Raw genomic sequence first — 12216 nt, forward strand, 5'->3', positions numbered from 1 at the left:
CCGACGACGTCCAGTACGACCCCGAGGCGGCCACCCCACTGATCGTGCCGCTCACCTGCTGCCTCGCGGGCGGCGGGCCCCGGGCGGCCGGGGCGCGGGCGGCCGGGGCGCGGGGGCCGGGCCGCGGGGGTCGGCGCCCGGTCACTGAGGCGGGCGGCAGGGCCGCGGCGGCCGATGCTCGGCGGCTGGCGGCCGGGCCACGGCGGGCGGCCGGGGCGCGGACGGCCGGGGCTCGGGCAGCAGGGGCGCGGGGGCCGGCGCGCCGGTCACGGGGGCGGGCGGCCGACAGCGGCAAACGGTCAGCCGGCCGCCGAGCATCGGCCGCAGGCCGCCGGTCAGCGGTCGGCGGGAACCGGGGGCCGGTCGGCGTGCAGGCGGGTCGCCACCCAGGCGCCCACCAGCGCGACGCACGCCATCGGCAGGAAGACCACCACGAAGGCCCCCGGGTGCGAGGCACCCGCGTCGGCGGCCTCCGCCACGGCGTGCGCGGCCCCGACCGAGCCCCCGCCGAGCGCGGCGAACGCGGCGCCGCCCCCGGCCAGCAGAACCACGTTCGCCAGCGCGTCGGAGATCTGCAGCGCGGCGGAGTTGGACCCGGCCTCCTCCGGCGCGGACAGCTTCAGCAGCAGCACGCTCGTCGAACCGATCACCAGACCCATGCCGAGGCAGCCCAGCGCCCAGGCCAGGGCCAGCGTCCACACCGGCACCGACTCGATCAGCACCGCGGGGGCGGCCGCGATGGCCACCGCCACCATGATCATCCCGCCGACCATCAGCCGTTCCCGGTACGGCGCCATCCGCCCCTTGGACTGCACCCACGAGCCGGCCGCCCAGGTCACGCCGCCCAGCGCGAGCGAGAACCCGGCCATCGTCGGGCTCAGCCCCCGCTGGGTGACCAGCATCAGCGGCACGAAGCTCTCCGCCGCGATGAACGACCCCGCCGCCACCCCGCGCAGCAGCACCACCGACGGCAGCCCGCGCCGCGCCCGGTACGTCCCGCGCGGCAGCAGCCCCCGTACCGCGGGCACCATCAGGGCCGCGCCGGCGACAGCCGGCAGCAACGACAGCCACCGCAGGTCCTGGGCGGCGTACTGGAGCAGGCCCGCGCCCGCCGAGATGCCGAGGGCCAGCCGGATCCGGCGCCGGTCGAAGGCGGCGGGCGCGCCGCCGGTGTCGACGGGGCCGGAGGCCGTCCGGCGGATCGCGGGCAGCGCGACGACCAGGGGGACGACCACGAGGGCCGGTATCCCGAGGAACACCCACCGCCACCCGAGGTGCTCGGTCACCGTCCCGGAGGCCAGCGGGCCCACGATGGACGGCACCACCCAGCTCGCGGCGAAGGCGGCCATGATCGCGGGGCGCAGCCGTTCCGCGTACGCCCGGCTGACGACGACGTAGAGCGCGACGATCACGAGGCCGCCGCCGAAGCCCTGGACGGCCCGGCCGAGCACGAACACCCACATGGCGCCGGCCGTCCCGGAGAACACCAGCCCGGCGGCGAAGGCCCCGATGCCGACGGTCAGCGGCCGCAGCGGACCCTGCCGGTCGGCCCACTGGCCGGACAGGACCATGCCGAAGAGGCTGGTGGTGAAGTAGGCGGAGAACGCGAAGGCGTAGAGCGCGATCCCGTCGAGCTCGCGGGCGGCGACCGGCATGGCCGTGCCGACGGCGGTGGCCTCGAAGGCGATCAGGAAGACGACGGAGATGATCCCGATGCTGAGCGTCCGGTACGCGGACCCCAGAATGCCGCCCGGCGGCGGGGGCGGAGCCGGGGCGGCGATCTGGGGCACACGGGGTTCAAGGGCACTCATCGCCCCAGAGTAAGGGGCATGGCCGCCGTTAGACCCTGTTCATTCGGCGGATCCGGGCCTCCGCCCGGAGTCCTAGGCCACCGGGCACTGCCCCGCCGGTCACGGTCGCAGCGCCGGCGACTGGGCCCGCGCCGAGGCAGCCCCCTCCAACGAGGTCTAGCGCCGGGACAGGCGGTTGCCGGTGGAGGCAGGGTCTGAAACAGGCAAGACAGACCCGCGAGGCAACTCGCCCCGGTTCGATTCCAGTCACTGCTTCGCGGCGCGGCCGCCCCGGTACAAGAGCTCCCCTGGGCGGTCTTCGCCATGCCCGGCCCGCCCGGGTCAGGGGCCCGAGCTCGTACCCGGCTTCGGCAGGTCCTGCGCCTGTTCGGGAAGGCCGGCGTTGTTCGTGCAGCCGAGATCCCTCGCCACGGACAGCGCCGCCGAGTGGATGACGGTCAGCTGGTCCTGTCCGGGGCCGGCTTCGCCTTCGTTCCCGTCTCCTTGTACGTGGACCAACACTCGGATCTGCAGCGGGACGTCCTGGGTGGAGCCCACGCGGGAGCTGACGCAGTCGTACGTGAGGTAGACCTGCTTCGACTCCGTCCAAACCCGCGGGTCGCGGGCGCCCACGCCCGGAAGGTCGGCCGAGTCCGCAGCATTCTTGCTGAAGGCGGTGAAGCGCACCCGTGCCGTTGCGAGGCGGGACCCCGTCGAGTCTCCCGCAACCTCGCAGGTCGCTTCGGGCATGTCCCGGATCTTCGCACCGGCCCGATAAGCGTCTTCCATCGCCTGAGCGACCGCAAGCACACTTGGATTCTTCTGCGCGTCGCGGATCCTGAACTCCGTGGATCCGAGGACGCGCTCCAGAGCCTTGGCGCCCTCGGCGGGAAAGAGGCCGGTGCAGACCCGGGCGACCGGAATCTTCTGCGGCTCCGCGGCCGGCGCCGGCTGCTCCGATCCCCCCGTGGAGCAGCCCGCGGCCACCGTGCCGAGGACCACCAGGGTGACGGCCGGCCCCCCTAGCGGGCGCGACATGCGATCGCGGATCACTTGACCCCCTTCGTCTGCGACTCATGGCCCTGCTGTCGGGCTACGGAATTGCCGGATTCGTACCCGATCCGCATCGACTCGGCGAAGTCGTTGCCGAACTCGCTGTTCGGATCGATGTTGTGGCGCTCCATGAACTGCCTCATCGGCGCCTCGGCACTGCGCTCACCGGCCTGGAACATGGACTTGTTGCTGTCGTGCGTCGCGCCTTCCGACTTGTCCTTGTGCTTTTCCACGGCCTCGTTCGACCACTCGCTGATGACCTGTGAGGCTGCCTGCTCCACGGCCCCGCTGCCGACGTCCACGGCCAAGGGGACCAGGATCGCGGCCGCACCCGCCGCGGCGGCCGTGGCGGGGAGAAAGGCGACACCAGCCGCGACGGCTGCCGTGGTGCCGAACTCCACCCAGGCGGACCGCTGCTCGTGCGCCTTCTCGTACTCCTCGTGCTTCTTCTCTCCCACTCCCTTGACCTGTTCCGCCCGGGACTCGTCGAGAATGCCCTGCACCTCCGCGGTGGTACGGATCGTCGCCCGCGCCCGGCCTTCGTCGATCTTCCCCTCGTGCTCGGCCTGGCTCTCCAGGATGCTCGCAGAGTAGACGCGTTCCGCGGTAGACACCGTCGCGTAGGCATCGGGGTGCTGCCCGAGGGCCGCGATCAGGTCGCGGGCGCCGTCCCGCTCGAAGCTCACGTGCGCCTGCTTGTCACCCTCGCGCGGGGCGAACACGCTCTTCTCCGGATCCAGGCTCAGCGCTCGATTGACGTCGTCGATGTACCCGGCGGTCATGTTGCCCAGGCTGTCGGCGAGAACCTCCTGGTGCTTGAGCAGCCCGGCGTCGCCCCCGTACTTCGACGCGGCCGCGTCCATCACACGTGCTCCGGTCTCGGTCCGGTTCAGGTCCGGCTCGGGGTCGTCCCACGCGTGGCCGAGCGTCGCCGCCTCCAGTGCGTGGCCCAAGGCGTCCGGCATGTACTGCTGGACCTTCTTCAGGTCGTCGGGGTTGGTCCCCTCCATGTCGATCGTGAAGTCGTACTTCTCGTTGCCGAAGAAGTCGAGGTAGCTAGTGATCGGCTTCTTGTCCGCGCCCTTGCCGAGGTCGGCCGCGCCGGACTTCTCCGTACCGTCCTGGTTGTACGCGTGCGGCGCACGGTCGGGGTCGAAGAACTGGGCCGACGCTTCCGGGCTGTGGCCCATCGCTTCCAGGAAACTGACCACCGGGTCGTAGCCGGCGCCGTTGATCCCGGACGGGTTGAGCATGTTCCTGCCGTACCCGTTGAGGTGCCGGGTCTCGTTGAAGAAGTCCGGGTTCTTGGCGTGGATCTGAGCGGCGTGCTCGGCGATCGGCACGAGGAACTTGGGGTCGTAGTTGCCGTACCGCATGATGCCGCCGAGCAGCTGGTATCCGTACGGCGGATTCTGGTCGTACTTCACCAGTGGGATGTGCTGGCTGCCGAGCTTGCGCAGCTCCTGCGCGAAGCTGTCGGGGAGGTGCGGCTCGGTCTTCGAGTTCGTCGCCGTGGCCAGGTTGAGGCCCAGGTTCTTCTGGAGTTCCTGGACGTCCTTGAGCCGCTGCTCGTCGAGCTTCGAGTAGTCATACGTGTCCGTCGACATGTAGCCGAAGAATTCCAGGGCACCCTTGGGGCCCAGCGTCTCGTAGAAGTTCTTCGAGAACTCCGGGACCTTGGCGTTGTCCGCGAGCAGCTCGTTCAGCTCCACGAGCTCGTCGTGGCTGAGCCCGCGCCCCTTCGTGGCCAGGTCGGCGGCGCGACCGGCCTGCTCGGCGTCGAAGCCGGCGTACTTGGGTCCGCTGAAGTCGTGCGCGTCGGTGACGTTGGCGCCGAGCAGGCGCGCCAAGGACTGGTCGACGTCGTCACAGGCCTCGACGATGTTGTCGATCTTCTGTTGCCACAGGACCCGGTTCTTCTGCAGGGCCTGCTGATAGTCGGGGTCGTGGCGCGCAGCGTTCCGCTCGCCCTCGGTCTTCGCCGGAATGGCGGACACCCGCCCGGAGGCGTCGACCTGGAAGCCGGCCGCGGGCGCCTCCTCGGCCGCGATCTTGTTCAACTGCTCCTTCGACGACTTGAAGGCCGCGAGCCCTTCGGTCAGGGCCTTTTGGATGCCCTTGGCTTCCTTGGACGCGTCCTCGAACTCCTTGGCCGTCTTGGTGACGAACTCCCGCGCCACACCGGCGGTGACGCCGCTCCACTGGGCCTTGTCGGCCTTCGCCTTCATGCCGTTGCGGGCCGCCTCGGCCATCTCGTCGAGCTTGCCCGCCATCGCTTGCCAATCGGTGACGGCGGTCTGGAGCTGCCCCAGCGGCGCGTTCATCACGTTCTCGTACGTCAGCACGGGGGGCGCCTACTTGAGGTAGTCGTTGAGGGCGGACGTGGTGAAGTCGGCGTGGAGCTGCTGCTCGTCCTTGGCGTGCGAGGAGAGCGAGTAGTTCAGGCCGTTGGAGATGTTCGCGCAGGCCGCTACGAGGGTTTTGACCTGGCTCTCCCACGTGGTCTGGGCCTTGGACAGGGCGGCCCCGCTCGCGAAGTTCTCCCTCGTGAGCGCGCCCGCGGCCTCGGTGGTGGCCGTGGCCGCGTGCTTGCCGTCGGTCTGCAGGCGCGTGTGCAGCTTGTAGGCCTCGGAGCCGATGGCACCGATGTGGTCCTGGTTGACTTCCAGGTCACCGCCCCCGCCGCCGGGCTCGGGGGCCACCTGGTTGAGCCGCATGGCGACACTTGCAGTGGCCGTGGCGCGCGCCGCCGACCATTCCTCGTCGAACGACATCGCGTGAACTCCCCTGTGCAGGTCGGATCAGGTCAGCGGTTGGTGCGGCGTACGACCACGGCGGTGACGGCGCCGCCGATCAGCAGGCAGGCGCCCAGCCCGATGCCGAGCCAGGGCAGGAGACTGCCGTCCTTCTCCGCGGCCCCGGCGCGGGGCGCGGGCGTCGGCGCCGCCTTGCCGTCGGCGGAGGCGCCGGGCGCCGGCGACTTGGCCGCGGCGTCGGCGGCGGCGAGGTCGGGCAACGGGAACACGTCGGCCGGGCCGGGGTCCCCGGGGTTGGGCAGCGCGATGCGCGGCCGGACGACGCCGTAGCCGACGTAGTCGTTGCGCTCGGCCCCGTCCGTGGGCTTGCCGGCGGTGTTCAGCAGGACGCGGAGCACCTGGTTGTTGGTCCAGTCCGGGTGCGCGGCCCAGAGCAGGGCGGCGGAGGCGGACGCGAGGGCGGTGGCGTCACTGGTGCCGTGTGTTTTGCACAGTCCGGTCTTGCCCTTGCAGGCCGAGACGATGTCGATGCCAGGTGCGGCCATGTCGATCTGGGGGCCGTTCTGTGATTCCTTGGTCGGCATACCGTTCGCATCCACGGCACTGATGCCGACCACTCCGGGAGTGGCGGCGGGATAGGCGACCTCATTGGTCGTATCGCCCGAGTTGCCGACTGCGGCAAAGATCAGCTTCCCCTTCGAGAGCGCATACTTCACCGCAGCGGCCCGTGCCTGATCTTGCTCAGGCTTACCCGGCAGACCCATGGAAATATTGATGACCTTGGCATCTGAATCCGCCGCGTACCGAATAGCTTCGACAACGGACGGAGTCGATGCCCCTTCGAGCATGTTCGGTACTCGAATCGGAAGGATTTTGGCACCGGGTGCGAGGCCATAGGCTCCGTCGCCACTCGGGTGTTTTCCGGTACCGGCGATCATCGCGGCCATGCCGGTGCCGTGTCCGTAGTAGTCGTTGTTCTTGTCGCCCTCGGCATCACCGACAGGGAAGACGGCACCGGGGAGAACCTGCCCTTCGAGTTCCGGAATGCGGTCGACGCCTGTGTCGATCACCGCGACGGTGATCCCCTTACCCGTGCTGATCTTCCACATCTCGTCGGCCTTCATGGCATCGAGATGCCACTGCTGCGAACGAATCGTGTCCGCGTGGGCCGGGGTCACGGCGACCCCGGCCAGCAGGAGACCCACGAGGGCCGAGGTCGCCTTGCGCATGCGCATCCCGTGCAACGTCCGTTCTGCTCAGTCGATCACCGGCGGGACAACACGGCGGTTGCCCTGCCAGGTCTCTTCGTCCTCGGCCAGGTAGTCGGGACGCTCACCCGTCTGATCCTCGCGCCTCTTGCCCGCCGTCCGTGCACCGGCGCCCGCATGGCCCACAGCTCCCGAGCCCGTGGCGCCGTTGGCGTTCCGTACAAGGCCTGAACCACCCGGGGTGAACGGCTGCCCGCCCGTTGTCGGGCGACCGGCTGCCCCCGTAGGGCGCCCTCCGACGACACCGCCCTGTTCCATGGCCAGTCGGCGGCCCGCCGCAGAACCTGCTGCGGCGCCGTGTCCGCCGCCGAGCCCTCCGCCCATGCCGCCGCCCATTCCGCCCATGGCGCGGCCTGCCTGAGTCCCTTCGGCACCGATGACCGTGCCGCGGGGGATGCCCGCGCTGGGACCGCCGGACGCCACCGGCCTGCCGCCGACGATCCCGCTGTCACGCGGAGGCATCCCGGGGAAGCCGCCCACGCCGCCGACCTTGCCGCCGCCGAAAGCGGCTGGCCCACTCACTCCAGGAAGGTTGCCGATGCCGCCGGAGCCAGGCCTGCCGTGCGCCATAGTTCCGCCGATCGGCGAAAGCGCCAACGGCGGGACGAAACCGCCCCCGGGGTTCACGCTGCCGCCGGTCGGCAGCGGACTCGGCGTGCCCAGCGTCGGGGGGACAGTTGTGGGCGGGAGGGTGGCAACACTGTCAAGGTCGACGTTCACGTCACGGTCCGGAACCCATGGAGTGGGATTGGGTACGGGCGCCGCGGGCGTCGGAGAAGTGTGGCCCTCTCGCAGAGAGCTACCAGACGTAGACGCGGGGGCATCCGAAGGTCCTCCCCCGGGACCACCGGACGAGGCATGTGGCGTGAACACGGAATTACTCGACCCACCCTGGATACCCCCGCCCCCTCCAGGACGAGCCATGTCCACCCCGGAGTCGTAGCCGCTCGGTACCAGCACGTCCGGCGGCGGCGGGAAAGTAGGAGCCTCCGCCTTGTTCATCTCCGTCGACGACAGCTCGTACGCCTCGGCCAGCTTCTTCATCAGCTGCACGGCCTCGGTGTGATCCGTGTTCAGCTTCGACTGCGCCTGCGGGCCGATCGTCCGGGAGTCCGGGTCGTTGTGGTACTTGCGGGCCGCCGCCAGGTTCGCCGCGGCGTCCGTGTCGTAGGCCGGCATGGTCTGCGCCTCGTACATCTTCTGGACGGCCTGCGTCATCCAGTGCGAACCGTGGGCGCTGTACTCGCTGAGTCGCAGCGTCGCGTTGCCCGCCCGGCCGACCCATTCCTGGAAGGCGACGGCTCCTTCGCCCTCCCAGCCGGTCACCTGGTGCTTCTTGAGTTTCTCCGCGATCTTGGCGATGTCATCGGCAGCTTTCTTGAGCTGCTCGGCCCGCGCCTTGACCGTCTTGGGATCCAGCGCGTCACTCATCGCCTTGAGCTGCTGGTGCGTGAACGCCTCGAAGTTCGTTGCCATCAGACAGTGCCCCCCGCCGCGTTGCCATCGTGTGCCGGAGGCGCGGTACCCGCATTCTTGCGCTGCTCCTCCAGGTAAGGGTCGCGGGAGGGCACGTAGTGCCGTTCCGCCTCCTTCGCGATGGCCGCCATGCGGCGCTGAGTCTCCAGGTCCACACCCGCGTACCCGTTGCCCGCCGACAGCACGGCGATGCCCAGGGCCTCGATCTGCCCCGCCAGGCCCTTCGAGAGCTTCTCCAGCTCCGTCGTGACCGTGTTGTACGACGCGTAGATGGCCGTGGCCTCCGCGAAGCCCTGGCCGAGGGCCGCCTGGGTCAGCGTGCCGTTCGCCAGCTTCTTGTGGTCCGCCTCGGATCCGCCCAGCTCCTCCAGCAGGGCATCCACCATGCCCTTGTACTCCTTCAGCGAGTCCTGCTCGACCGCCAGGGCCGCCGCCTGCGCCCTGACCGCGTCCGCGATGCCCGCCGTCGGGCCCAATCCGAACAGGCCCGTCCCGTTGTCCTCTGCCACGATGGCCTCCCCGACTCCCCGTCATCCCCGTAGGCGCGGCGTCTCCGCCGCACCCGGTCCCCGTTCGCACCCGTTCGCACGCGAACGCGACCAGGCTCACTGATCACTCTAGCGACCGGCGCGGACAGTCCCAACCCTGGGTTGCACGTGCAATGCGCGCCACACGGTCAGGAGTTGGGTACCGCCACTGCCGCCGACGGCCTGATCGGCAGCCTGTTCACCGGCCGCCCCGTCGCCGCCCGCACCGCCGAGGCCACCGCCGCCGGCGTCGTGACCACCGGGACCGCGCTCGCCGCCTTCGCGCCGAACGGGGCCACCACGTCCCGCTCCTCCACCAGCTTGACGATGCGCACCGCCGGGGCGTCCAGGGACGTCGGCAGGGCGTAGCCCGTCAGGTCCGGGTGGCGGACGAGGCCCGCGACCGTGCGGAGGTTCTCCGTCAGGGCCGCGCCGACGCCCTGCGTGACGCCGGCCTCGATACGGGCCTCCAGCTGGCGGGGGTTGAGGACGCGGCCGACGTCCTGGGCGACGGCCAGTTCGACCACCCGTACCGAGCCCAGCTCGATGTCCACGTCCACCACCGCGCGGATCGCGCAGAACGCCAGGCCGACGAAGGCGTCGCCCTGGCCCTCGGCGTCCAGGGGCTCCGTCGGGTGGGGGCGGCACTGGGCCGTGGCCCACAGTTCCTTGCCCTCCATCGCCTCCAGGACCGGCAGGGAGAACGCGCCGTCGTACGAGGTGATCCGGCCGTCCGTGATCTGCAGGAGCTCGGTGGACATGCCCAGCTTGTGTGCCATCGGCTGCAGGAGCTGGGTGCGGACCATCTTCGCCGCCCGCTCCACCGCGCCGCCCGACACCCACGTGTGGCGGCCGTGCGCCGCCGGGCCCGCCGGGGGCTGATCGGTGTCGACCGGGGCCATCGCGACCTCGTCGACGCCGAGCACCTCCTGGACGATCTGGCGGGCGAGGGTGGCGAAGCCCTGCCCGGTGTCGACCGCCGCGCAGATGACCGTGGCGACGCCGTTGACGACCTTCACGGTGGCTGTGGAGACCTCGTCCGCGCCCTCCGCACCGAGCATGTGGACCATGCCGACGCCGTACCCGACGCCGCGCCGCACCGCGCCCGGTTCGCCCGCGCCCTCCGGGCCGCCGGGCAGCAGCCACTCGTCCTCCGACGTGTCCTTCGGGAGGGCCGGCAGCTCGAAGTCGCGGACCGCGCGCAGGAGTTCCGCCACCGGAGCGGGGCAGGTGACCGTCTGGCCCGTGGGCAGGAGGTCGCCGGTGGCCAGCACGTTGCGCAGGCGCAGCTCGGCGCCGTCGATGCCGAGGGCCGCGGCCAGCTTGTCCATCTGGCCCTCGTACGCGGCGCAGACCTGCATGGCGCCCTCGCCGCGGACGTGGCCCGACGGCGGGTTGTTGGTGCGCACGACCCAGCCCTCGACGAAGGCGTGCGGGACGACGTACGGGCCGCACGCGAACGCGACCGCCGCCGCCAGGGACTCCGAGGAGGAGTCGGCGTACGCGCCCGCGTCCATCAGGATCTGGGCCTCGACCTTGACGAGGCGGCCCTCCGCGTCCGCGTGGTGGCGGTAGCGCAGCAGAGTGGGGTGACGGTGTGTGTGGCCGAGGAAGGACTCCTCGCGGGTCGCGGCCAGCTTGACCGGGCAGCCCGTACGCAGGGCGAGGAGGCCCAGCGGCAGCTGGAAGGCGGCGTCCTCGCGGTCCGCGGTCGCGCCGGGGACCCCGGTGACCACGACGCGGACCCGGTCCGGCTCCAGCCCGAAGCAGGCGGCGGCCAGGTCGCGGTCGGTGTGCGGGTCGGTGGAGGCGGTGTACAGCTCCACGCCGCCGTCGGGCCGCGGTACGGCCAGTCCGGCCTCGGCGCCGATGGGCGCGGGGTCCTGGCGGCCGATCCGGTAGAGACCCTCGACGACGACCTCGCCGGTGGCGTCCGGGTCGCCGTAGCGGAGCGGGATGTGCCGGATCAGGTTGCCGTCGGGGTGCAGGGCGGGGGCGCCGAAGGACTGCTCGGGGTCGGTAACGGCGTCGAGGAGCTCGTACTCGACGGCGATCGCGGCCGCGGCGAGCCGGGCGGTGTCGGGGTGGTCGGCGGCGACCGCGGCGATGGCCTCGCCGTGGTGGCGCACGAGGTCGTGCGCGAACACCGGGCGGTCGGCGACGCGGCGGCCGTGCGTGGTGGCGCCGGGGACGTCGGCGTGGGTGACGACGGCGCGCACACCGGGCATCTCGGCGGCGGCCGAGGTGTCGATGGACAGGATGCGGGCGTGGGCGTGCGGGGAGCGCAGTACGGCGGCCCACAGGAGGCCCTCGGCCCACAGGTCGGCGGCGTAGGGGAAGGTCCCCTCGGCCTTGGCCCGGGTGTCGGCGGCGGGCACGGAGGCGCCGATGCCGCGCGGCGGCTGGTCCGGTCCGGCCTCGGAGGGGTCGCCGGCCGCCTTGGCCGCGACCGAGTTGTTGACCGGCGTCGTCGCCGTCGCCGCGTCCTGCCCGCTCACTCCGTGCCCCCGCTCACTCCGTGCCTCCGTGGTGGATGCCGCCCTCGCCGGGCGGTGCCTGGTGCGGAATGCGCGGCTCGTACCCGCCCTGCGCACCGGACCCCGCCGATCCGGCGGCCCCGGCCCGCGTGGCCGGCGGCTCGGCCGCGGCCGCCTCGCGCCCCGCCACGACCTCGCGGACGGCGTCGACGACCCCCGCGTAGCCGGAGCAGCGGCAGAGGTTGCCGCACAGGGCCTGGCGGGTCTCCAGCTCGTTGGGGGCGTGGTTGCCCTCCAGCAGGTCGTGGATGGTCATGGCCATGCCCGGTACGCAGAACCCGCACTGCACCGCACCCGACCTGCACAACGCCTGCTGGACGTCCGAGAGTTCCCCGTCCGTCGCGAGCCCCTCGACGGTGCGGACCTCGCTGCCGGCGGCCGTCGCGGCCGGCACGAGGCAGGAGGCGACGAGCCGGCCGTCGACCTGCACGGCGCAGGCGCCGCACTCGCCCTGCGAGCAGCCGTCCTTGGCGCCGGCGAGCCCGAGGCGCTCGCGGAGCACGTAGAGGAGGGACTCGCCGATCCAGGCGCCGGTGACGGGCCGGTCGGCGCCGTTGACGCGCAGGACGTAGGAGGCCGCCGGATGCTCGTGATGGGCGGCGGCGGTACCCGTCTCGTCCTCGTACGCCGGCCCCTCAGCCGGGACCTCCCCGGCGGCGCCCTCGCCCCGGAGTCCCACGGCGCGGTCGGCGGTGTCCCCGTCCGGCACGGGCGCGGCCCCGGTGTCCGCGGGGGCCGGGCCCGCCGCGGCGAAGCCGCGGCCGTCCGTGTCGGCGGGCTCCGCCGGGGGACCGCCGTCGCCGTCGCCG

9 protein-coding genes are annotated in these 12216 nt (G+C 71.9%); all 9 read right to left on the reverse strand.

From position 1 onward, the window contains the following. Positions 1–335: 335 nt before the first annotated feature. A complete protein-coding gene (locus tag ACFWW8_RS37110; protein WP_386536979.1) occupies positions 336–1811 on the reverse strand; it encodes an MFS transporter in 1476 nt (491 codons plus the stop codon). Positions 1812–2132: 321 nt separating this feature from the next. Beyond that, positions 2133–2828, reverse strand: a complete 696-nt coding sequence (locus ACFWW8_RS37115) for a hypothetical protein (protein ID WP_386536982.1) — start codon at positions 2826–2828, stop codon at positions 2133–2135. 11 nt (positions 2829–2839) lie between these two features. Beyond that, complete coding sequence (locus ACFWW8_RS37120; RefSeq protein ID WP_386536985.1) at positions 2840–5188, reverse strand: hypothetical protein; 2349 nt, start codon at positions 5186–5188, stop codon at positions 2840–2842. A gap of 9 nt (positions 5189–5197) precedes the next feature. Beyond that, positions 5198–5617 carry a hypothetical protein gene (locus ACFWW8_RS37125; RefSeq protein WP_386536987.1) on the reverse strand — a complete coding sequence of 140 codons (420 nt, stop codon included), beginning with the start codon at positions 5615–5617 and terminating at the stop codon, positions 5198–5200. 32 nt (positions 5618–5649) lie between these two features. Beyond that, entirely contained in the window at positions 5650–6834 is a 1185-nt protein-coding gene (mycP, locus tag ACFWW8_RS37130; RefSeq protein ID WP_386536990.1) for a type VII secretion-associated serine protease mycosin, read from the reverse strand. Positions 6835–6855: 21 nt separating this feature from the next. Beyond that, positions 6856–8343, reverse strand: a complete 1488-nt coding sequence (locus ACFWW8_RS37135; RefSeq protein ID WP_386536992.1) for a WXG100 family type VII secretion target — start codon at positions 8341–8343, stop codon at positions 6856–6858. After that, positions 8343–8852: a hypothetical protein gene (locus tag ACFWW8_RS37140; RefSeq protein ID WP_386536994.1), complete on the reverse strand. Its 510-nt coding sequence runs from the start codon at positions 8850–8852 to the stop codon at positions 8343–8345. The genes ACFWW8_RS37135 and ACFWW8_RS37140 overlap by 1 nt, the downstream gene beginning before the upstream one ends. Before the next feature lie 167 nt (positions 8853–9019). After that, positions 9020–11368, reverse strand: a complete 2349-nt coding sequence (locus ACFWW8_RS37145) for a xanthine dehydrogenase family protein molybdopterin-binding subunit (protein WP_386536997.1) — start codon at positions 11366–11368, stop codon at positions 9020–9022. 13 nt (positions 11369–11381) lie between these two features. Next, on the reverse strand, positions 11382–12216 hold an 835-nt coding region (locus ACFWW8_RS37150), incomplete at its 5' end, for a (2Fe-2S)-binding protein (RefSeq protein WP_386536999.1).

The sequence above is a fragment of the Streptomyces sp. NPDC058701 genome, assembly GCF_042715295.1.
GTDB lineage: Bacteria > Actinomycetota > Actinomycetes > Streptomycetales > Streptomycetaceae > Streptomyces.

Excerpts from the sequence above, each read along its gene's own strand:
- ACFWW8_RS37110 (WP_386536979.1), bottom strand. The coding sequence starts at position 1,811 with ATGAGTGCCCTTGAACCCCGTGTGCCCCAGATCGCCGCCCCGGCTCCG.
- ACFWW8_RS37115 (WP_386536982.1), bottom strand. The coding sequence starts at position 2,828 with ATGTCGCGCCCGCTAGGGGGGCCGGCCGTCACCCTGGTGGTCCTCGGC.
- ACFWW8_RS37125 (WP_386536987.1), bottom strand. The coding sequence starts at position 5,617 with ATGTCGTTCGACGAGGAATGGTCGGCGGCGCGCGCCACGGCCACTGCA.
- mycP (WP_386536990.1), bottom strand. The coding sequence starts at position 6,834 with ATGCGCATGCGCAAGGCGACCTCGGCCCTCGTGGGTCTCCTGCTGGCC.
- ACFWW8_RS37135 (WP_386536992.1), bottom strand. The coding sequence starts at position 8,343 with ATGGCAACGAACTTCGAGGCGTTCACGCACCAGCAGCTCAAGGCGATG.